Genomic DNA, 21,378 nt, shown 5'->3' on the forward strand with positions numbered 1-21,378 from the left:
ATTATATCATGAAAAACAAATAAATATAAAGTGAAATTTCTGTAAATTAACAAACTAAGTTACAGATGAAGAGAGTAACGTTTCACTTTATATAAGATATAGAAAGAAGCTTACGTGAAAAACGTAAGCTTCTTTTTTATGTAAGTGTGTGTAACCGTTAAGCCGCATTGGGTTTTGTCGGTGAGTACGCGAAACTTTACGGTTACACGACACTTATTCATATGAGTAAAGGGTTATTCCAACAGAAAGTTTGAGCTTAAGCGATTGGGCCGCCTAAGTTAATAATGTCTTCAGATACGCTGTCGAACTTTTTGAAGTTAGCTTTGAATTCATTTGCAAGTTCGATTGCTTTTGCTTTGTAAGCAGCTTTATCAGCCCAAGTTTGTTCAGGCATTAACACTTCGTCAGGTACACCTGGTACGTGAAGTGGAACTTCAAGACCGAAGATGTCATGTTTAGCTGTTTCAGTTTTCGCAAGTTCACCGTTTAATGCTGCTTGAATCATTGCACGAGTGTAACCTAAGTTCATACGTTTACCAACGCCGTATTCGCCACCAGTCCAGCCAGTGTTTACTAAGAATACTTTCGCATCGTGTTTCTCGATTTTTTCACCAAGCATTTCAGCATAGCGAGATGCATCAAGTGGTAAGAATGGTGAACCGAAGCAAGTTGAGAATGTCGCTTGCGGAGATGTAACGCCGCGCTCTGTTCCTGCTAGTTTACTAGTGTAACCACTTAAGAAATGGTACATAGCTTGTTCTTTTGATAACTTACTGATTGGAGGAAATACGCCAGATGCATCAGCAGTTAAGAAGATAATTGTATTTGGGTGTCCTGCAACACTTGGCAGTACGATATTGTCGATCGCATGCATAGGGTATGCAGCACGAGTATTTTCTGTTAAAGTAGTATCGTTATAGTCTGCGATACGCGTTTGATCATTAATGATAACGTTTTCTAAAACGGATCCAAATGTGATTGCATCAAAAATTTGTGGTTCTTTCTCGTGAGAAAGGTTTACACATTTTGCATAGCAACCGCCTTCAATATTGAATACACCGTTATCAGACCAACCGTGCTCATCATCACCGATTAATTTACGGTTTGGATCAGCTGATAATGTTGTTTTACCTGTTCCAGATAAACCGAAGAATAATGCTACATCGCCTTCTTCACCTACGTTTGCAGAGCAATGCATAGAAAGGATATCTTGTTCAGGTAATAAGAAGTTCATAATAGAGAAGATTGATTTTTTCATTTCTCCAGCGTATTCTGTACCACCAATTAGTACGATACGTTTTTCGAATGAAACCATAATGAATGCTTCAGAGTTTGTACCGTCAACAGCTGGATCAGCTTTGAAATTCGGTGCAGAAACAATTGTGAACTCTGATTCATGAGTTGTTAATTCTTCTTCAGTTGGACGAATGAATAGTTGATGTACAAATAAATTGTGCCATGCATATTCATTAATAACTTGAATTGGTAGGCGGTAATTGCGGTCAGCGCCTGCAAATCCTTTGAAGACGAATAACTCTTCTTTCTCTTTTAAGTATTCTAAAACTTTCGTATATAATTTATTAAAATGTTCTTCAGAAATCGGTTGGTTCACTGCTCCCCAAGCAATTTTGTCAGCAACCGATGCTTCTTTCACAATAAATTTATCTTTAGGAGAACGTCCTGTATATTTTCCAGTTGAAGCAGAAACGGCACCAGTCGAAGTTAATTTCCCTTCATTTCGCATTAATACTTTTTCCACTAATTGCGGAACACTTAGTTGAATCTGTGCATTGCTTCCGTTCAATAATTCATGTAAACCAATTTGGACATTCACAGTACTCATATTTATATACCATCCTTTTCATTTAATGAAATATTTCTCGTAATCCCCAACAAGAGTATAACACAATTATATAAATAATGTATACTATTTATTTCTTTTTGTTTGTGTGAATGCATTATTTCCTTATTAATATTTCATTTCAGGCGCACTGAGAAAAACTTTCAGGAAAATGTGAATATTAATTGACAAATGAATATCATTTCTTTAGTATAGGTTGGGACGGATACTCTCTTATCCCGAGCTGGCGGAGGGACAGGCCCGATGAAGCCCAGCAACCTCACTTGTATTGGTAAACACAAGTGAATAGGTGCTAAAACCTGTGCGAGGCTACAGGTCTCGAACGATAAGAGCGAAGGGCAAAAAGCAGTATGCAAGTAGCAAATTAAACCTTTCCTCTCTATTATGTAGGAAAGGTTTTTCTGTATGCTTGTGTGGGAGAATAAATGTATGTCGCAATCTGTGGCAAATTAAGGATGAGTTCCGTACAATATATACAATTACTGTAGGGAGGTTTACCACATGACAAAAAAACGTCATCTGTTCACATCTGAGTCTGTAACTGAAGGACATCCAGATAAAATTTGTGACCAAATTTCTGATTCAATTTTAGATGCGATCTTATCAAAAGACGCAAATGCACGTGTAGCTTGTGAAACAACTGTAACAACTGGTTTAGTATTGGTAGCGGGGGAAATTACGACTTCTACTTACGTAGATATTCCAAAAATCGTTCGTGAAACAATTCAAGGCATTGGTTACACACGCGCAAAATACGGATTCGATGCAGAAACTTGTGCAGTTTTAACATCTATCGATGAGCAATCTGCTGACATCGCTATGGGTGTTGACCAAGCGCTAGAAGCACGCGAAGGTCAAATGACTGACGCTGAGATTGAGGCAATTGGTGCAGGAGACCAAGGTTTAATGTTTGGTTTCGCATGTAATGAAACACAAGAGTTAATGCCACTTCCAATCTCGCTTGCTCACAAATTAGCTCGCCGTTTAACTGAAGTACGTAAAGATGATACATTATCATACCTACGTCCGGATGGAAAAACGCAAGTTACAGTTGAGTATGATGAAAATGGTAAACCAGTACGTGTTGATACTATCGTAATTTCTACACAACATCACCCAGATGTTACATGGGAAGAAATCGATCGCGACTTAAAAGAGCACGTAATTAAAGCTGTAGTACCAGCAGAATTAATCGATGGAGAAACAAAATTCTTTATTAACCCAACTGGTCGCTTCGTAATTGGTGGACCACAAGGTGATGCTGGTTTAACAGGACGTAAAATCATCGTTGATACTTACGGTGGATACGCTCGCCACGGTGGCGGTGCATTCTCTGGTAAAGATGCAACAAAAGTTGACCGTTCTGCAGCATATGCAGCTCGTTATGTTGCGAAAAACATCGTAGCAGCTGGTCTTGCTGAGAAAGCAGAAGTACAACTTGCATACGCAATCGGTGTAGCGCAACCAGTATCAATTTCAGTTGATACATTCGGCACTGGTAAAGTATCTGAAGACGTACTAGTAGAACTAGTTCGTAACAACTTCGATCTTCGCCCAGCTGGTATTATTAAAATGCTAGACTTACGTCGCCCAATTTACAAACAAACAGCAGCTTACGGCCACTTCGGACGTACTGATGTAGATCTATCATGGGAACGTACAGACAAAGCTGCAGCTTTAAAAGAGCAAGCTGGTCTATAATATATGAAAAAAAGCTTTGCGCGGTGAGCGCAAAGCTTTTTTTTATATATAATTACGTTGGAATAAAGCGAAGAATTCAATATCATGCCAAGTGCCATTGCGGAATATAGCTTCTTTACAAGTTCCTTCATGTTGAAAACCGAGCGATTTATATAATTTAATTGCTCTATCGTTAAAAGAAAATACTCGTAAAGAAAGGCGATGTAAATTTAATTCTAAAAATGCATAATCCAATAATAAGGTGAAAGCTTCCTTCCCATAACCTTGCCCCCAGTAACCCTTGTTACCAATATCAATAATACATTCAGCGTTTCGATTATACGAATCAATATGTATTAAAGAAGTAATACCAATTGAAAGATGCGTAGCTTTTTCTTCAATGATATAGCTCTTAGAGTTCGGAGAATGAATAAATTGCTGGCAAAGTTTTTCTGTGTCTTGAAGGGAATATTTATCAAGAGTGAGAGTAGTTGAACTCATAACGTCCATATCATTATGCCATTTATAATATGTTAGAATATCATCTTCGGAAAACTTTCGTAACTGGATACGGTTTGATTCAAACAATGTAAGTCCCCCTTTTATATTTACTATTTTTTGTTCATTATTTCAACACACGAGCTACAATAAACCTGTCCTTCTAGTTCAATATACTTTCTCATATTCGTCATACTACTTGCTGGAAATGGCATATGAATCCAAGCCTTTTCATACGTTTGTATTTCCTTTTTACATGATTTACAAAGGATAGGTTTCTTAAGGAACATATGTAATCAACCTTTCATTTGACGTGCTTTACCCGCGCAAAAGGCACTGCTTAGTAAAAATAGTGTTGCGCATATAATACTTATTAATGTAGCGTATGGAATTGCGCCTTTTAGAGAAAAGCCGACAGTGATGGAAGCGATAAATAAGAGGATGAATGTTGTTGTTAATTTTTTGTATAGTTCCATAATAGATAGACCTCCAATTTATTTTTTAGTACAAGTTTTAAAATTGAATTCTATGTATGTAGAAAATATAAAGAGTAGCTAAAGGTATGTAGTCTAAGGAGTATAAGAAAGTGCATTTTCCTTTTTGTGGGTTAGTATACTTATATTGTATCATGGCGTAGTGTTGGCTTCATACATAATTGTGTAAACATATGTATGATAAAATGAAGAAAAGTCTTTAAGAAAGGAAAGATGAAAAAATGAGCGTAACCGAACATAAAAAACAAGCGCCAAAAGAAGTGCGCTGCAAGATCGTAACAATTTCCGATACACGTACAGAAGAGACAGATAAGAGCGGTCAACTATTACATGAATTGTTAAAAGAAGCGGGCCATACAGTGACTTCTTATGAAATTGTGAAAGATGATAAAGAAAGTATTCAGCAAGCAGTGTTAGCTGGTTATCATAGGGAAGATGTTGATGTCGTGTTAACAAATGGCGGTACTGGTATTACGAAGCGCGATGTCACAATTGAAGCAGTATCAGCGTTATTACATAAAGAAATTGTTGGATTTGGTGAGTTGTTCCGCATGATTAGTTATTTAGAAGATATCGGAAGCAGCGCAATGTTAAGTAGAGCGATCGGCGGCACAATTGGGCGTAAAGTAGTCTTCTCGATGCCAGGATCTAGCGGAGCGGTTCGCCTTGCGATGAATAAATTAATTTTACCAGAATTAGGTCATATTACATTTGAGTTGCATCGCCAATGAGTAAGTATGCTGGAATTGTATTAGCAGGTGGTATGTCGAGTAGATTCGGTGAGCCGAAAGCGTTAGCGAGTTGGCAAGGGAGTACTTTTATTGAGCATATTTTGAAAGTGATGACAAGCACGCTCCAAGAAGTTGTAGTCATTAGTCATTCTCATATAAAAGAGCGAGTAGAGAAACTCGTACAAGTTCCTGTTATCGAAGATATTCCGCACTATAAAGGGAACGGGCCACTTGCTGGAATTGTATCAGGAATGGAATACATAGAAGCAGATTGGTACGCTATTATGCCTTGCGATGCGCCAAATGTTTCGCATGAATGGTTTACCATTTTATTAGGGCAAACAAGCAATGAATATGATGCAGTTGTACCTATTATTAATGGAAGAAAACAACCGTTACTTGCAGCGTACCATAACCGCGTGAAAGAAAAGATTTATGCTTTGCTTCAAGAAGAAAAAAGAAGTATGGGTCAGCTTTTATCACAATGTAATGTGAAATATATTGCTGGTGAAGATGTACAAGCAAATGCGGATTGGTTTATAAATGTGAATACGAAAGAAGAATATGTGCAGGCTCAAAAAGACCTTTCAAATGAATGAAAGGTTTTTTTGTATACAGAAATTGGGGAACAATTACTGTATAAAGGTATGTGAGTAAGTTGATTTTAAGGGGAATTTCTTAAAATCACTATACAGTTAAAATACTGTATAACCATATTTTAATTTTTATGGGTTTTTATTACAAGTCTATTTAGTTATGTTTATTTTTGTTATAATGAATATAGGAATAATATAATATTTCACCTTGTGTATCATTTATTTAAGTAAATTTTACAATTGTATAATAAACTCCCTTCGTTTTTTGAAGGGAGTTTTTCTATTTAAGCAAGCAACTCGGATTCGTTATGCTGAAGGACTTCTTCATATTCGTTAAGCAAGCCACGAAAGATCTCATCCCAGCTTTTTGATTTCGCATAAGATGAAGCTGCTATTCCCAGCTGCTCCATTTTTTCTTCATTTTGTAATAAAGAATAAATGGATGATAGAAATGCGTCCTCATTTTTGGGCGGACAAAGAACTCCTGTTTTTCCATCTGTAATAATATTTTTAACCCCGCCACTATTTGCACCGATGACAGGTGTGCCGCATGCAAGCGATTCAAGTACAACATTTCCGAATGTTTCAGTGGCTGATGGAAATACCATCAAGTTAGAACAAGCATATGCTTCAGCTAAATCCCCGCCTTGTAAATAGCCAGTAAACGTGACATTTGTTTGCGGAACAGTTTCACGCAAATTTGTTGCTAGAGGACCGTCTCCTACTATAAGCCAATGAATATCGTTTCGAGTATGCGTTGATTTAATGATAAGATTTTGCAACGTATCAATATCTTTTTCAGGGGCAATCCGTCCAACATAGGAAAGGACATACTTCGCTGTAATATTATATTTTTTCCGGAATAGGTCTGTATTGTAAGCTGGATGAAAAAGATTGCAATCTACACCCCGTCCCCAAATAGAGAGAGCCTGAAAGCCTTTATTTTTTAATTGATGTAATGTTTCAGGGGATGGAACGAAATTTTTTTGCATATGACTATGAAACCATTTTAAATAGTTCCAAAGCATATTGGAGAGAAATTCGATTTTGTAATAGCGTAAATAAGCATCGAAATCAGTATGATAAGAACCGACAACTGGTATGTTTAACTTTTTTGCATAATACAATCCACAAAGTCCCATGTTGAAAGGTGTAGCAATGTGAATCATGTCAGGTTTAAAGGAAAGAAGTTCTCGTTTAATGCGCGGAGTAGGAAAAGAAAAGCGACATTCTGGATATAATATTGTTAACGGGATACTTCTCATCTTGTTCACATTCGCTACGAAATTATCTTCAGCTGTATGCTGAGGTGCGAAAACAGAATAGGCGATATTTTCTTTCTGAAAATATCGTGTTAACCGCTCTAACGTTTTCGCAACCCCGTTCACTTGTGGCGTAAAAGTATCGGTAAAAATGGCGACTCTCATCATATCACTCCTTTATGTGAAAAGTGGGATGAATTGATAAAAAGAGATGATGCCAGAGCAAGTGCCGAGGCACATACCGACGAATACATCAGACGGATAGTGAAGCCCTAAATAAATGCGCGAAATACCAACGCATAATGCTAACGGTAATAGAAAAATAAGTAAGCTTGGATTATAGCAAATAAATGGAATAAAGACAGAGAAAACGGCTGTTGTGTGACCAGACGGGAAAGAGTGGTCTTGTAATGGATGGACTGGATATTTTGCATCCTGAATTGTTAAATAAGGACGTTTTCGTGGATACCATCTTTTTAATATTTGCACAGGGACATGGCTAATTGCTAACGAAATAGCAGTTGCAATTGCAGCTTGATGCAAAGTTCCATCTGCGAAAATTAAAAAGAACAGTGTGAGTGCGATAGAGAAAGTCGCGCCACCGATATGAGTAATATTGCTGAAAAAGATATTTAACATTTTTTGATCAAAGTAGCGGTTAATTCCTTTGAAAATGTAACATTCTATTTTATACAGTCCACTGACCTTCATGAAAATTCTCCTCCCTCGTTTACATATATATGGAGATATTAGCTTTTATTTTAATAAGATTTTGTTGAGCGAGTAATAATGTTTTGTAAAGAAAAAGTTAGATTTTATCCCGCATTAACGGGCAGTAAGATCCCCACCTCAAAATTCAGCGGAAGCAAAGAAATTAGGTGGGGGATCAACTGCCCGTAAAAGCCCGATTGGTTCAACTAATAATCAGTGGGGGATGAACAAAACCCCCACTGATTAAAGTTTCACTTTATATAAAAAAGCTGCCAGTATTATGGCAGCAGTAAAATTATTTTTGTAATGATTTATAATATTGACCTTTTTCAACATATTGTGTGCGAATTCGCTCCATGTCTTTACGGTCTTCTTCTGTTAATTCACGAACGACTTTTGCTGGGCGACCGAAAGCTAATGTGTTTGGCGGAATTTTCTTTCCTTGTGAAACGAGGCTTCCAGCACCGATAAAGGCTCCTTCGCCAATTTCAGCACCATCTAATATAATAGATCCCATTCCAATTAAAGCATCTTTCTTAATATGGCAGCTATGTAAAATCACTTGATGCCCAATTGTTACGTCATCTTCTAAAATAAGAGGATACTGTGGGCTTTGGTGGAGTGTACATTGGTCTTGTACATTTACGCGGTCTCCAATAATTGTTGGTGACACATCACCGCGGATGACTGTATTAAACCAAATACTTGATTCCTCCCCAATTGAGACCTCGCCTGTAATGGTAACATAGTCAGCGATAAAAGCACTACTCGCAATTTTCGGATTTTTTTCTTTGTAAGGATATATCATGTAAAGCCTTCCTTTCCTAGAGACTAGTTTCAGTGTATCAAATTATGAGAAAGAGTGAAATGGAGGAGAGCCGTATGTGGAATTATGAAGCGGAGGAAGCAAAAGCTGTAATCGTTATTGTACACGGCGCAATGGAATATCACGGGCGTTATGAAGCCGTTGCGGAAATGTGGAATCATATCGGCTACCACGTCGTGATGGGGGACCTTCCGTCACATGGAACGACTTCAAGAAATAGAGGACATATTGATTCGTTTGATGAATACATAGAGGAAGTTAAATTATGGGTGAAAGAGGCAAGGAAGTATAGGTTGCCTATCTTTTTATTTGGTCATAGTATGGGTGGTCTTATCGTCATTCGTATGATGCAAGAGACGAAGAGAGAAGATGTAGATGGCATTATTTTAAGTTCGCCATGTTTAGGCGTATTAGCTGGACCTTCTGCACCGCTGCAAGCTGCCGCAAAAATATTAAATGTTATCGCTCCAAAATTGCAATTCGCAACGAATCTTACAGTGGAAATGTCAACGCGTAATCATGAAGTGAGAGATGCGATGGAGAACGATTCATTGTTCTTGCGCAAAGTATCAGTACGTTGGTATAGTGAATTAATTAAGTCTATTGAAATCGCTCATAAAAAAATAGATGATTTTCCAGATGTTCCGCTCTTGCTAATGCAAGCATGTGAGGATAAACTTGTAGATAAAACACGTGTCCGCACTTGGTTTGATAATGTTAAAATAAGTGATAAGGCTTTTAAAGAATGGCCGAATTGTTATCATGAGTTATTAAATGAGTATGAGCGTGATGAAATTTTGAATTATATTCAGTCATTTACTGAAATACGCATCAATAACATAATAGAAACAAATAAGTAAATTATTTGTACATTGAATAGAGGAGATGAAGGAAGAAGTGAACGTACCGAGTAATCCCATAACGCTCATGGCGAAAGTATACCGTGATGTGTTTCCGGTTGTACACCATGAGCTAGCGATGTGGAAAGAGCGTGCCTACCATATTCCGAATGATGAGCTTCATAGTCAGGCAATCGCAAGTATTGAGCATAAAACGTTTCATTGCGAAGGCGGTGGCATTTTAGCACTATTAGCAAATGAACACCGAGAGGAATGTATTCGTTTTATCGTCGCATATCAAACGATTAGTGACTACTTAGATAATTTATGTGATCGCAGTACATCACTTGATCCAAATGATTTTGCCGCGTTGCATGAGTCCATGTTAATGGCATTATCACCTGAAGTAGAAGGTGGCGGTAATTATTATCGTTATCGTGATGATCAAGATGATGGTGGTTATTTAGATGAACTTGTTGAAACATGCCAAAATGTTTTAAAGAAAACGAAGCACTATGACAAAATTGCTCCTATTCTTCATGAACTTGCTTGTTATTATTGTGATCTGCAAATTCATAAACATGTGAAATTAGAAGAAAGAGAACCAAGATTACAAACATGGTTTGAAGCACATAAAGAAAACTTACCGGAGATGAGTTGGTTTGAATTTTCAGCATGTGCCGGTTCTACGCTTGGAATCTTCTGTCTTGTCGCATATGCCTTTCATGATGAATTACATGATGAAGATATTGCGAAAATTAGACAAGGATATTTTCCTTACGTACAAGGACTTCATATTTTACTTGATTATTTCATTGATCAAGAAGAAGACCGCATCGGCGGGGATTTGAATTTCTGTAGTTATTATGAAAACGAGCAAGTGATATTAGATCGTATGAAACATTTTGTAGAAGAAGCAGAGAAGAGCATTGGTGATTTGCCTCATGCGAAGTTTCATCGTCTCATAAGCCGAGGATTACTTGGTATTTATTTATCAGACCAAAAAGTATCAGCACAAAAGAATATGCACAAAATGGCAAGGCGCATTGTAAAATACGGTGGTCTCACTTCACGATTCTTCTATTGGAACGGGAAGATGTACCGAAAGAAAACGGCGCAGTGATAAAGAAAACCACTCATGTAGAGTGGTTTTTTGTTATAATATGGTAAAGGTGGTGGCAAAAATGAAGAGATTGTTTCAAAAGCTATATGACCATATTGAGGTTACATTACTCGTGCTACTTTCCATTTCATTTGTAACTGGAATGTATATGATGATGAATAAAGCTGGTGGTCCTACAACGATGGATTATGTAGCTCAAGTTATTATTGTATTGATTATTATAGTAGATATTGTCTTTTTAATAAGTGGTAGAAAAAAAGAAAATAGTAAATAAAAAAGCATTTGTACACGGTAGTACAAATGCTTTTTATTATGATCGTATTTTTGAAAATACATATATAAGAAGTTCAATCACAAAAATAGCTAAAACAGATAGTCCGAATAAAGGCATGATAGCCCCTAGTATAACCATCATGATAAAGAAAACGGCTATACTTTTCTTATCTCTTTGCTTTGGCGGTGCTGCTAATTTTCCTTTCGGCTTTCTTGCTAACCACATTTTTATTCCGTAATAAATAAGAAGCAGTAAAGATAATGTCGTTAGTAAGCATAATATTTTATTGGGCCATCCGAATAAATGACCTTCATGAAGCGGGATACCGTAAGTGAACCATTGTGCAAGTAATCCATAATCACGATAGTCCGTTTTGGAAATAAGTTCTCCGCTATATTGATCAAAATAAGCTGTTATTTCTTCATTTGGTGCAACATGCATACCTGTAATACCGGAACCGCTTGATTTTGAAACAGTGAACACACCTTTCGGATCAGCTGGTAGTGAGATAACATATGGCTTCTTTATCTCAATTCCTTTTTGTAATTCATCTACAGAAATTGCTTTCGGTTCATTTGAATTCGATTCAGGAGGCGCTTCTTTTCTAGTTGCCCACGGTAATTCTTTTACCTTTGATTCAGGTGGTGCCATATACAATTTCGGATATCCGAGAGATTCATTTGACGATGCGATTTTATAAATTTGGTTGCCCATAAATCCTGACCACGGCAATCCAGATGCGACTAGCAGAACGAGTGGAATTGTAAATATAATACCGATAATAGAATGACGTCGTTTTGCTTTTTCTCGCTTATTGGATGCCGGTGTGTTTTTGAACTGGCGTATACTCATATACAACCCAGTCACAATTAAGAAGATTGTCCAGCATGCCGCAAGTTCTACAGTATAGTTAACGACAGTGCCACCAACTAAAAGAGAACTATGTAATTCCCGCATGATATTGGCAAACGTTTCACTTGCGTTTTGATCCCCAACAATTTGATTATTATTATCTAAATACACATATTTTTGTTGCCCAGTATACTCATTTGTAATCGTAAGTCTCGTATTATAATCCCCATTAAACTCACTAATTTTCGACACACTATAGTGTGGATACTTTTTTTCTGTTAAGGAAATAGAATCAGCCATCGAAATAGATTCTGTTTGAGCACTCTTCCCAAAATATAAATCTTTATAGATGAAATCTTCAACTTCCTCCCGAAATAAATACCCAATTCCGCTTAGTGACAATGTAATAAGAAGCGGCGTAATAAAAAGCCCAGCATAAAAATGCCAACGCCAAAAAATGTAATGAAGCGAACGATTTACTTTCATACTCTTTGTTCCCCTAACCTTCCCTATATGAATAACTACTTATTTAATATAGCGGGATTAAGTGTGATTACTTTGAAAGAATTGTGAAGAAAGTTAAAAGTTTTGGAGAGCTGGCTGGGAATTTTGTTAGTAAAGCGATAATCTATCATGACAATAAAATTTTTAAAACGTTTTAAGATAGTTCAAAAGTAGACATCTTCAATTTTGAAGATGTTTTTTATATACCATGATTAAATACTAGCTTGACTATAACGTAGCGTCATAGATTAAGTTGTTCTTAGGAGGTGGATTAATCTGATTACTACGGGGGATGTAAAGAAAGTTACAGGTTTAACAGAAAGGACAATACGATATTATAGTGAATTGAACTTAATTACGCCAAAAAGAAATAATATAGGACAAATTCATTTATCAAGAAAGGATTTATTAGACTTAATTAAAATCCTGAATCTAAAGATAGTAGGAAAAAATTTGAAATTTATCGGAAGTCTAAATTTAAATGAACTGAGTATTAAAGATACAAGTCTTCAGCTTAATGAAATGTACAATGATTTAGAGTGTGTACTTATATCTTTAAACCATCTAGAGAATAGCAACGATGAAGATAGTATATTAAATGCTCTTAAACTTGCTCACGTAGTTAATGATAAGTACATGATGAAACGGGGATACTTATGAAAATTTTTATAGAAGATACTATAAGTCAATATGATATATTACTTTCACTATCACCTGAAGAAAGGGAGAATTTTTTTAGGCATACAATGATGAAACCATTTGAAGGAATGTGGAATGCAATTAATGTACCGATGAAATCTAAGGATCCAAAAGGTTATGACGTCATGATGGCAACACGAATGCTAGGGTATTTAGATATAAACGAGACAAAATTAGCAGAAGAAGCATTAAATGATTTAAAGAAGATGAATGCATTAAAAATTGCTGAAAAAACTTTAAAAGAATGTATAGATTTCTCTTCTGAGCATGATTTAAGAGTAAGTGCAGAGGAACTGAGATTTGGTATGTATATTGCAGACCCAAAAAAATTAAAAAATCAAAACAGTTATACTGGTTTTGGTGGTATTCCTGGTTATGTTATAGCAATAATTCGCCCGAATAGCTACAATGTTCCAAGATTTCCGGCACTCATTGCACATGAATTTCATCATAATTTACGATTCTCTTATTTTGAATGGAATCATGGAGATGTAACCGTAGCTGATTATATAATTATTGAGGGACTCGCCGATTCTTTTGCTACCGCATTGTATGGTAAAGAATTTTTAGGGCCATGGGTTACTTCAATTGACAATGAAGACCTTGAATACTCTATTTACGTAATAAAAGAAGGGCTTAATGTGAAAGGGTTTGCCGAGGTAAGTAGCTATATGTTTGGAGATGATTTCGCCAAAAAAGAAGGTTATCAACCAGTAGGCTTATCAACCGGTGCGGGTTATGCTGTAGGGTATCACATTGTGCAGTCTTTTATGAAAAATAATAATGTTACAATCCAAGAAGCTACATTGTTAAGTACAGAAGAAATAATAAAGGGGTCTAATGTTTTTTTAGGTAATTGTATTTTGAAAGACGCTATTGTTTCTAAAAGTTATGAATTCTTATGTGGATTTGGAAATTAAGTAAGCATAATACCATCCGTAAGAACGGTACTATGCTTATTTATAGTTTTAAATTTAATCAATTTTATTATAATTATACATCCATGTTCAATTGCCGAGACATACAATGTTCTATGCAAAGTGTAGTTGAATGAATTAGCTCTTCATCTCCTTTTTGTAGCCTGATTTGAAGCGCTTTTTGAAAACAAGTAAGGGCGGTTTGGAAGTCACCCTCATCTAATTTACTTTTTCCGTAATGTTGGTAGAAAAAATCTTCATAAGCGGGTAAGTCTGGTAGTGTTTGTAGAAGTTCGGCAAAGATTGTATTTGCAGCAGAAAAATCTCTTTCCCAATGATATGTATGTGCGAGACGAAGTTTGTTAATAAAAAGTCCTTTCATGTTGTCTGTTTGTGTGTAATATTTAATTGCCTTCTGTAAGTAATGTTTACTTTCAGAAAGGTTGCTAGCGATTCGTTCATAAACACCGATTAATCCGCAGTTTTTTCCATATAACGATCTTTCATGTAAATGCTCTTTCAAAAATACAATCCCCTGCTTCATTTCAGCAAGGGATATAGGCTTTTCTCTAAGATTTTCATCAAATATGTATACCATTTCAAAAGGTATATTCATTTGGACCCCCTTATATTTTCTACATACATGCTAACAACCGCCTCAGCAAGACATTGAGCAGAATCAACAAAATCCTCACTCGCCACCACATTCAAATCGGTACATGCGATAATGGCAGTATCTACTGTATCTTTCAATTGTAAAACGAGCGCATTCCACAATTCAACCTCGCCAGATTTAATACAAGTAATAATTTGATTCATCATTTCCTGCCATGTTTCATGATGAATGTATTCTATATTCCGCTTTGCAATCCCATCTTGGTAAATACCAGCTTGAACAGTTGCTTCTGTTGCGAGAAGAGCGACTCTTTTTGTATTTTCAGGAATTGCTTTTAACGTTTCATCGACTATATTTAAAATTGGAATAGAAAGAGAACGCTGTAATTCTTCAAAATAAAGATGCGCTGTATTGCAAGGCATAGCGATAAATTCTACACCAGTACTCTCGAGTTTTTGTGCGCCTTCAATAATCGCTTTTTTCATCGCTTCGTGATCAATTGTGCGATCCATATAAAACGGTGTTGGGCACGAGTAAATCATCATATGAGGAAAGTCCATATCATGCTTTGCTCCGTATATTGTTTGGCACTCTGCTACAACTATATCGACGAATGATCCAGTTGATTTTGGCCCCATTCCTGCTAGTATTCCGATCATTATTTCGTCTCCTTTCATATGTAATTAAAAACGTTTTTTGCGAACGATAAAAAGAAATAAGGTAAATAATAAAAATGAATATACGATAGCCCAAGCTGTGAGCCATAGCGTGTGAGTCAATATATTATATTTGTATTGTCCAAGCATTAGAAAGCTTTCGACAGGTGGTAAAAACCATAGTAACTCTTTTTTAAACCGGATAGATGCAATCGTTATAAGCAATATAAATGTAAGACTAAGCCAAGCAGTGCCTGCTTTTTGAATTATATTTCTAGTAAATAACGTTGCGATTGAAATTCCTAGTATAGAGAAAGACATGTGAGCGAGAAATCCGACTAAAAATAAAGAAACTGTCATTTTTTCATTAAACATTTGCAAAATAATTGGGTAGATTATGGATATAAAAGATAAAACAGTACAAATGAGAAGAGATGTAATATATTTCCCTACATATAGTGCGGAAATATTATTTGTGTGAGAAATCGTAATTTGTTCTTGTACAGGATCTTCCGTATGAAAAATTGTGACCGTAATCCAGGCAGATAATAAATAAAGCGCGAGAGCTGTTTCTAAATATGTCGGTACAATAGGAGTCGGTTTATATGCATATACAAAAAGTAAGCTCATGAAGTACATCGCAATAGGAGGGACGTACTTATACGATTTTGTATAGTCGAGAAAGTGATAACGAATAAGAGCAAACATAATAAACCTTCTTTCGATTTAAAAATTAGGTTGTAACAGTGTGATAGATGCTTTTTTATGTAATAAAAACTGAAGTATGTCGTTTGTATATTCTTTTTCGATTTGTAATTGAATAAGGTTTTGATTTGAATTGTGTGCAACGTGTATAAAACCGGATTGTTTTTGTAGTTCTATCGCTGAAAATGTGTCGTGAACGATTGCTTCAATATAGACTTGTTCTGCTCCTTTTTGTGCAGAGATATTTTCTGTGATTGTATGATTTGCTAACGTCAAAATTCTATCAGCGAAGTTTTCTAATAGTTGTTTTTCGTGACATGTAAATAACACGGATATACCTTGTTGTTTTAATGAGAGTAAAATATGTTCTAATTCTTGCTGAGAGTTAGGATCGAGCCCAGAAAGCGGTTCGTCTAAAATTAATAAATGTACGTCCGTAAGTAACGCTTGCATAATGCCTGTTTTTTGTTTCATACCTTTTGAAAAGTTTCGTACAACGGAATGTCTTGCATGAAGTAAATGAAACCTTTCAAGAAGCAGCGGAATTTTATCTTTTACATATTTTGTTGATAAACCGTGAATGCGGCCGAGATGAAATAGATAATCCTCTAATGTAAAACGAATCCCTTCAGGAAAATGTTCAGGTACATAGCCGATTTGTATATGTTCTTTCCTTTGAATTGTCCCTGCCGTATGTGAAATAAAGCCTGCAATTATTTTGAGTAGAGTACTTTTTCCAGTCCCGTTCCCGCCAACAATGGCGAGTGCTTCTCCTTCTGGAATGGATAAATCAATGTTGTCTAGTATAAGTGATTTGCCATACTTCTTTTGAATTCCCTTTAGTTCTACTAGCAAAGTTCTATCCTCCTATACAGTGTATATATCCATTATATAGGAGAATAAAAAAAGACGTGCAATAAGTGCACGTCTTTTTTTGTTATGTTTTGTCGATAAGTCGATATAGTGTGTCGAATCGTCGATATATCGAAAAAATCGTTGATATATTCGGAGTTACGATAGATATAATTGAAAAATCGTCGATATATTTATCGCTTCTCAATCGCCACAATAAATGGCGGGTTATTTTGTTGGTTAATGAAGCCATAGCGCAGTACGTGTGCTTGTTTTTGGTCTAATTCTTCGGCAAATTTGAGAACAGCGTCCCGTTCTACTTGTCCTTCTGGATGTCCGTGATAAATAACAAGGACGATGATTCCTTCAGGTGCCATTACTTCTAGTAATTGTTCGATCGCTGAAATTGTTGAGTTCGGTTTTGTAACGATATGCTTGTCTCCGCCTGGAAGATAACCTAAGTTGAAAATTGCGCCTGTTACTTTTCCTTTTGCATCTTCTGGTAATACGGATAGAAGTGTATCGTGACTATCGTGAACTAAAATAGTGCGTTCGAAAAGTTCTTTTTCTTTTAGACGAGTTGTTGAGCTTTCAATTGCCTCTTTTTGAATATCAAATCCAAATACTTTTCCGTTATCGCCAACGATTTCAGCTAGGAAGCAAGTGTCATGTCCGTTTCCTAAAGTTGCATCTACAGCGTAATCGCCTTCTTTTACTGCCGTTTGCAAGAGAGTGCGAGCAAACGGTAATACACGTTCTAATTTCATTGTTATTTCTCCTCATTTGCATATTTTCCTTGCCAGCTTCCGCGGCGTACAAATTCTGCATCGATGGAATTTAATACTTCCCATTTATTTAAGCTCCACATTGGACCAATCATTAAATCAGGTGGACCGTCACCTGTGATGCGGTGCACAATTACGTCCTCTGGAATGATTTCAAGTTGATCAACAACGAGACTTACGTAATCCTCAAGAGAAAGGAATTTTAGTTGTCCTTTTTCATATTGCTTCACCATTAGCGTTCCTTTTAATAAGTGAAGTAAGTGGATTTTAATTCCTTGTACGTCAAGCTTCGCTACTTCACGAGCTGTTTCCATCATCATGTCGTAATCTTCAAGAGGAAGACCGTTAATAATATGAGAACAAACTCGAATGCCGTGCTTACGTAATTTATTTACGCCTTCAACGTAAGAAGGATAATCGTGAGCGCGGTTAATAAGGTTTGCAGTGCGTTCATGAACAGTTTGTAATCCGAGTTCAACCCAAAGATAAGTGCGTTTATTTAAGTCCGCTAAATATGCAACGACATCGTCCGGTAAACAATCTGGACGAGTTGCGATAGAAAGACCGACAACGTCTTTTTCTGCTAGAAGCGGTTCGAATTTCTCTTTTAACACTTCAAGAGGTGCATGTGTATTTGTGTACGCCTGGAAATAAGCGATACATTTTCCATCTTTCCACTTTGAGCGCATTTTTTCTTTCATTTCATGATATTGCGTTATAACATCATCGCGGCGATCGCCAGCGAAGTCACCAGATCCAGCAGCACTGCAAAATGTACAACCGCCATAAGCAACTGTACCGTCACGGTTCGGGCAATCGAAGCCAGCATCTAATGAAACTTTAAAGATTTTTTCACCAAATTCATTTCGTAAATGGTAATTCCATGTATGATAACGTTTATTGTCGTTTGTATATGGAAAAGGGTTTTGAACCTTCATTACTTTCCCTCCTAAGCCGAGTCAAAATGAAACAAAATCCATTATAACATACTCATAAGGTTCATATGGAAGGGACACACTAAAGGGGAATTGAAGCAAGGAGGGACAATTATGGCAGAGCGTCAATCACTTGAATCGTATATTACACAAGCAGAACAAGCGGTGGAATATGCGAAAGAACAATTAGACCAAGGCATGAGACAAGAGCATTACAATACGATGGAGTATTCAGATGCGCAGTTGCAATTAGAACAAGCGTATAACGATTTACAAACGATGCAACAACATGCGAATGATGAGCAACGTGAGCAATTAAATAGAGCACGTATGGCAATTCGCCAATTGCAACATCAAATGATTATTACACCGCGCTAATAAGGAGTGAATGTAATGGCGAAACGTTCAGATCAAAATAACCCAGAGCAAAAAACGCAAAATGGACATAACGCTGAGTTTTCGAATGAATTTGATCCAGTTGTTCAAGTGAAACAGCGTAACAGTAAAAAAGGACAACCTCAAAGATCGAAACAATCAGAGTAGACCAGGTCGAAATATGACCTGGTTTTATTTTGTTATATGACAATAATGTAAGATTTCTGTAAGGTTTGTCGATAGTTATGATTGTCCTTTTCCAGTAGAGTAGGGGAGGATTAAATTTTGGACAAGGAGTTGCTTTATGGGGAACAATATTACAAACAAACGAATTGATGAGTTAGATTACATTCGTGGCTTCGCATTACTGGGGATTATTTTAGTAAATATTCTTGCACTACTTAACATTAAAATTCCAGATCCTAATACAGTGGATGCTAGTTATCAAAGGTTTTTATACTTATTTGTAGAAGGTCGTTTCTTCTCAATCTTCTCATTCTTATTTGGAGTGGGATTCTATATCTTTATCTCTAGAGCAATTGCAAAGGGCAAAAATGGATATGTTTTATTTTTCCGCCGCTTAGTTGCACTATTTATTTTCGGTTTGATTCATTTCATGTTTCAACCTGGAGAAGCACTAGCGTTATATGCAATTTGTGGGTTAATCGTTTTACCATTTTATAAGGCGAAAAAACAAGTGAACTTAGTCATTGGTCTTATTTTGACAATAGCTTTTAGTGTAATGGGAGTTAAAGAATTATTACCATTTGGCTTAATTTTATTAGGGCTTGCTGCAGGACAATATCGTGTATTTGAAAATCTTACGCAGAACATAAAGAAAGTCGCTATTTTTACAGGTATTATGTTTGTTTTAAGCGTAATAGCTGTATGGTATCAATATGGGCACGTTCCTGCTGACCCATTTATAAATGGGATAATGGAAACTGAAGACGGAACAATGGATGCTGCAAGCCAATTTTTAAAAATTGGTGTTACAGTTGGACCAATCATTTCAGCTTTCTATGTTGGAGCATTAATTTTACTACTTCAATTAAAACTAGTTCAAACATTGTTAGCGCCACTGAAATATTATGGTCGTATGGCTTTAACGAATTATATTGGACAAACTGCAATGATTTTAATCGCAGGAAGTGTATGTAACTTTGCAGGTAACTTAACGTACGTGCAGACGTTATATGTGTGTATTGCAATTTATGCAATTCAAATTGTGTTTAGTGTGATTTGGATGAAAATCTTTAAAATGGGTCCATTAGAATGGATTTGGCGTGTTATTACGTATTGGACGGTAACGCCTTTAAAGAAATAAAGTGAAACTTTAATCAGTGGGGGTTTTCTTCATCTCCCACTGATTATTAGTTGAACCAATCGGACTTTTATGGGCAGTTGATCCCCCACCTAACCTTTTTGCTTTCGCTGAATTTTGAGGTGGGGGTCTTACTGCCCATTAAAGTGGGATAAAGAGAGAAGTGGGCTGTTCCTTTTGTGGAACAGCCTATTTATATTGTCGGCTTTTGTCGATAAGTCGATATATTTTGAAAATCGCTGATAAAAGTGGAAGAATCGCCGATATATTTTGGGAATCGCTGATAAAAGTGGAAGAATCGCCGATATATGTGAAAAATCGCTGATAAAATTTCATTTACTGATGAAGTTGATCAAAAAGAAAAAACGAACCTTACACGCCCACCTTTGTTATATTACAAAAGTGTAAGGTAATTGTAATGTTAACAAATAGCAGTTCATCTCCAAAAGGCGCAAAATAGGTAATGGAAAAACAAGCGTAGGAGGATATATATGACGAAACCAGTTGTAGACGTGAAAAACGTTCAAAAAGTGTACGGTAAAAAAGGTGAGAACCAATCACATGCGTTAAAAGGTGTATCATTTTCAATTCAAGAGGGTGAGTTTGTTGGGATTATGGGGCCATCTGGTTCTGGTAAAACGACATTATTAAATGTAATTTCAACATTAGATAAAGCAACAGGCGGCGTTGTTGAAATTGCGGGTACGGACATTACGAAAATGAAGCAAGGTGAGCTTTCTGATTTCCGTTCGCAAAAATTAGGATTCATCTTCCAAGACTTTAACTTATTAGAGAATTTATCTATTTACGAAAACATTGCACTTCCACTTTCTCTTCAAGGTGTCTCGTCGCGAAATATTGGGCCAAAAGTAGAAAAGGTAGCAGATATGTTAGGCATTTCAGCAATTCTTCAAAAGTATCCATCTGAAGTATCTGGTGGACAAAAGCAACGTTCCGCAGCAGCGCGGGCTTTAGTACATGAGCCAGCTATTATTTTAGGGGACGAGCCAACAGGAGCGCTTGATTCTAAAAACGCGACGAGTTTACTTGATGCGATGACAAACTTAAATCAAGAGCAAGGCGTATCTATTATGATGGTTACACATGATCCTTACAGTGCAAGTTACTGTCAGCGTATTTTATTCATTCAAGATGGTGAGCTATATAAAGAAATTCACCGCGGTGGTACGCGTGAAGAGTTCTATAAAGAAATTTTAGATGTACTTGCAGATCTAGGTACACAAAAAGCGTAAGAAAGGAGGT

25 protein-coding genes and 1 riboswitch are annotated in these 21,378 nt (G+C 36.4%); of the genes, 12 read left to right on the forward strand and 13 right to left on the reverse strand.

All coding sequences use genetic code 11. The features are described 5' to 3' along the window. Nucleotides 1-256 precede the first annotated feature (256 nt). Nucleotides 257-1,843, reverse strand: coding sequence for a phosphoenolpyruvate carboxykinase (ATP) (pckA, locus tag QCI73_RS03720; RefSeq protein ID WP_353822518.1), 1,587 nt, complete (start codon nucleotides 1,841-1,843; stop codon nucleotides 257-259). A 228-nt stretch (nucleotides 1,844-2,071) separates the two neighbouring features. Continuing rightward, nucleotides 2,072-2,193: riboswitch (SAM riboswitch) on the forward strand. A gap of 169 nt (nucleotides 2,194-2,362) precedes the next feature. Between pckA and metK the strand changes: the two genes are divergently transcribed. After that, complete coding sequence (gene metK / locus QCI73_RS03725) at nucleotides 2,363-3,562, forward strand: methionine adenosyltransferase (RefSeq protein ID WP_000163115.1); 1,200 nt, start codon at nucleotides 2,363-2,365, stop codon at nucleotides 3,560-3,562. Between the two features lie 42 nt (nucleotides 3,563-3,604). Here metK and QCI73_RS03730 read toward each other — a convergent pair whose 3' ends face one another. Both QCI73_RS03730 and QCI73_RS03735 read right to left on the reverse strand, forming a co-directional pair. Then, nucleotides 3,605-4,129 (reverse strand): GNAT family N-acetyltransferase, encoded by a 525-nt coding sequence (locus QCI73_RS03730; RefSeq protein WP_353822519.1) that lies wholly within the window; start codon nucleotides 4,127-4,129, stop codon nucleotides 3,605-3,607. A gap of 206 nt (nucleotides 4,130-4,335) precedes the next feature. Then, a complete protein-coding gene (locus QCI73_RS03735) occupies nucleotides 4,336-4,515 on the reverse strand; it encodes a hypothetical protein (RefSeq protein WP_327922306.1) in 180 nt (59 codons plus the stop codon). A 239-nt stretch (nucleotides 4,516-4,754) separates the two neighbouring features. Between QCI73_RS03735 and QCI73_RS03740 the strand changes: the two genes are divergently transcribed. Together QCI73_RS03740 and QCI73_RS03745 are read left to right on the forward strand one after the other, a co-directional pair. Then, nucleotides 4,755-5,264: a MogA/MoaB family molybdenum cofactor biosynthesis protein gene (locus QCI73_RS03740; RefSeq protein WP_000117134.1), complete on the forward strand. Its 510-nt coding sequence runs from the start codon at nucleotides 4,755-4,757 to the stop codon at nucleotides 5,262-5,264. Further along, nucleotides 5,261-5,863, forward strand: coding sequence for a molybdenum cofactor guanylyltransferase (locus tag QCI73_RS03745; RefSeq protein ID WP_353822520.1), 603 nt, complete (start codon nucleotides 5,261-5,263; stop codon nucleotides 5,861-5,863). Before QCI73_RS03740 ends, QCI73_RS03745 begins: the two co-directional genes overlap by 4 nt. Nucleotides 5,864-6,144: 281 nt before the next feature. Here QCI73_RS03745 and QCI73_RS03750 read toward each other — a convergent pair whose 3' ends face one another. From QCI73_RS03750 to QCI73_RS03760, 3 genes are all read right to left on the reverse strand, one after another. Continuing rightward, nucleotides 6,145-7,287 carry a glycosyltransferase family 4 protein gene (locus tag QCI73_RS03750; RefSeq protein WP_353822521.1) on the reverse strand — a complete coding sequence of 381 codons (1,143 nt, stop codon included), beginning with the start codon at nucleotides 7,285-7,287 and terminating at the stop codon, nucleotides 6,145-6,147. A gap of 12 nt (nucleotides 7,288-7,299) precedes the next feature. Next, on the reverse strand, nucleotides 7,300-7,833 hold the full coding sequence (locus tag QCI73_RS03755) for a phosphatase PAP2 family protein (protein WP_353822522.1): 534 nt from the start codon (nucleotides 7,831-7,833) through the stop codon (nucleotides 7,300-7,302). Nucleotides 7,834-8,128: 295 nt separating this feature from the next. Continuing rightward, nucleotides 8,129-8,641 (reverse strand): gamma carbonic anhydrase, encoded by a 513-nt coding sequence (locus QCI73_RS03760; protein WP_353822523.1) that lies wholly within the window; start codon nucleotides 8,639-8,641, stop codon nucleotides 8,129-8,131. A 74-nt stretch (nucleotides 8,642-8,715) separates the two neighbouring features. Here QCI73_RS03760 and QCI73_RS03765 point away from each other — a divergent pair, with 74 nt between their 5' ends. From QCI73_RS03765 to QCI73_RS03775, 3 genes are read left to right on the forward strand one after another with little or no spacing between them, the layout of a single operon-like run. Next, nucleotides 8,716-9,519 carry an alpha/beta hydrolase gene (locus QCI73_RS03765; protein ID WP_353822524.1) on the forward strand — a complete coding sequence of 268 codons (804 nt, stop codon included), beginning with the start codon at nucleotides 8,716-8,718 and terminating at the stop codon, nucleotides 9,517-9,519. Between the two features lie 37 nt (nucleotides 9,520-9,556). Further along, nucleotides 9,557-10,621: a tetraprenyl-beta-curcumene synthase family protein gene (locus tag QCI73_RS03770; RefSeq protein ID WP_353822525.1), complete on the forward strand. Its 1,065-nt coding sequence runs from the start codon at nucleotides 9,557-9,559 to the stop codon at nucleotides 10,619-10,621. Nucleotides 10,622-10,661: 40 nt separating this feature from the next. Then, nucleotides 10,662-10,895: a hypothetical protein gene (locus QCI73_RS03775; RefSeq protein ID WP_262724658.1), complete on the forward strand. Its 234-nt coding sequence runs from the start codon at nucleotides 10,662-10,664 to the stop codon at nucleotides 10,893-10,895. A 36-nt stretch (nucleotides 10,896-10,931) separates the two neighbouring features. Here the strand turns inward: QCI73_RS03775 and QCI73_RS03780 are convergent, their stop codons facing one another. Beyond that, nucleotides 10,932-12,233, reverse strand: a complete 1,302-nt coding sequence (locus QCI73_RS03780) for a PepSY-associated TM helix domain-containing protein (RefSeq protein ID WP_327922311.1) — start codon at nucleotides 12,231-12,233, stop codon at nucleotides 10,932-10,934. Nucleotides 12,234-12,530: 297 nt separating this feature from the next. On the opposite strand from QCI73_RS03780, the gene QCI73_RS03785 reads away from it, so the two are divergent. Together QCI73_RS03785 and QCI73_RS03790 are read left to right on the forward strand one after the other, a co-directional pair. Next, nucleotides 12,531-12,911: a MerR family transcriptional regulator gene (locus tag QCI73_RS03785; RefSeq protein ID WP_353824088.1), complete on the forward strand. Its 381-nt coding sequence runs from the start codon at nucleotides 12,531-12,533 to the stop codon at nucleotides 12,909-12,911. Beyond that, nucleotides 12,908-13,870: a DUF2268 domain-containing putative Zn-dependent protease gene (locus QCI73_RS03790; RefSeq protein WP_353822526.1), complete on the forward strand. Its 963-nt coding sequence runs from the start codon at nucleotides 12,908-12,910 to the stop codon at nucleotides 13,868-13,870. Before QCI73_RS03785 ends, QCI73_RS03790 begins: the two co-directional genes overlap by 4 nt. A gap of 73 nt (nucleotides 13,871-13,943) precedes the next feature. Here the strand turns inward: QCI73_RS03790 and QCI73_RS03795 are convergent, their stop codons facing one another. The 6 genes from QCI73_RS03795 to mnmL all read right to left on the reverse strand — a co-directional run bounded on the left by QCI73_RS03795 (nucleotide 13,944) and on the right by mnmL (nucleotide 18,419). Further along, on the reverse strand, nucleotides 13,944-14,483 hold the full coding sequence (locus QCI73_RS03795) for a hypothetical protein (RefSeq protein ID WP_353822527.1): 540 nt from the start codon (nucleotides 14,481-14,483) through the stop codon (nucleotides 13,944-13,946). Continuing rightward, nucleotides 14,480-15,142 (reverse strand): aspartate/glutamate racemase family protein, encoded by a 663-nt coding sequence (locus QCI73_RS03800; protein ID WP_353822528.1) that lies wholly within the window; start codon nucleotides 15,140-15,142, stop codon nucleotides 14,480-14,482. Before QCI73_RS03800 ends, QCI73_RS03795 begins: the two co-directional genes overlap by 4 nt. Nucleotides 15,143-15,166: 24 nt before the next feature. After that, nucleotides 15,167-15,847: an ABC transporter permease gene (locus tag QCI73_RS03805; RefSeq protein WP_353822529.1), complete on the reverse strand. Its 681-nt coding sequence runs from the start codon at nucleotides 15,845-15,847 to the stop codon at nucleotides 15,167-15,169. A gap of 18 nt (nucleotides 15,848-15,865) precedes the next feature. Next, on the reverse strand, nucleotides 15,866-16,699 hold the full coding sequence (locus QCI73_RS03810; RefSeq protein ID WP_353822530.1) for an ABC transporter ATP-binding protein: 834 nt from the start codon (nucleotides 16,697-16,699) through the stop codon (nucleotides 15,866-15,868). 191 nt (nucleotides 16,700-16,890) lie between these two features. Then, nucleotides 16,891-17,463: a tRNA 5-(aminomethyl)-2-thiouridylate-methyltransferase MnmM gene (gene mnmM, locus QCI73_RS03815; RefSeq protein ID WP_070807007.1), complete on the reverse strand. Its 573-nt coding sequence runs from the start codon at nucleotides 17,461-17,463 to the stop codon at nucleotides 16,891-16,893. 2 nt (nucleotides 17,464-17,465) lie between these two features. Continuing rightward, nucleotides 17,466-18,419, reverse strand: a complete 954-nt coding sequence (gene mnmL, locus QCI73_RS03820; protein WP_353822531.1) for a tRNA modification radical SAM protein MnmL/YtqA — start codon at nucleotides 18,417-18,419, stop codon at nucleotides 17,466-17,468. A gap of 111 nt (nucleotides 18,420-18,530) precedes the next feature. Here mnmL and QCI73_RS03825 point away from each other — a divergent pair, with 111 nt between their 5' ends. The 4 genes from QCI73_RS03825 (at nucleotide 18,531) to QCI73_RS03840 (ending at nucleotide 21,368) form a co-directional block, all read left to right on the forward strand. Continuing rightward, nucleotides 18,531-18,794 carry a YtzC family protein gene (locus QCI73_RS03825; RefSeq protein WP_000840870.1) on the forward strand — a complete coding sequence of 88 codons (264 nt, stop codon included), beginning with the start codon at nucleotides 18,531-18,533 and terminating at the stop codon, nucleotides 18,792-18,794. Nucleotides 18,795-18,809: 15 nt separating this feature from the next. Further along, nucleotides 18,810-18,959, forward strand: coding sequence for a glycogen biosynthesis protein GlgD (locus QCI73_RS03830; RefSeq protein ID WP_070129089.1), 150 nt, complete (start codon nucleotides 18,810-18,812; stop codon nucleotides 18,957-18,959). A 136-nt stretch (nucleotides 18,960-19,095) separates the two neighbouring features. Continuing rightward, nucleotides 19,096-20,118: a DUF418 domain-containing protein gene (locus QCI73_RS03835; RefSeq protein ID WP_353822532.1), complete on the forward strand. Its 1,023-nt coding sequence runs from the start codon at nucleotides 19,096-19,098 to the stop codon at nucleotides 20,116-20,118. Nucleotides 20,119-20,606: 488 nt separating this feature from the next. Continuing rightward, nucleotides 20,607-21,368 (forward strand): ABC transporter ATP-binding protein, encoded by a 762-nt coding sequence (locus QCI73_RS03840; protein WP_353822533.1) that lies wholly within the window; start codon nucleotides 20,607-20,609, stop codon nucleotides 21,366-21,368. Nucleotides 21,369-21,378 lie beyond the last annotated feature (10 nt).

The organism is Bacillus cereus group sp. MG16 (assembly GCF_040459875.1).
GTDB lineage: Bacteria > Bacillota > Bacilli > Bacillales > Bacillaceae_G > Bacillus_A > Bacillus_A paranthracis.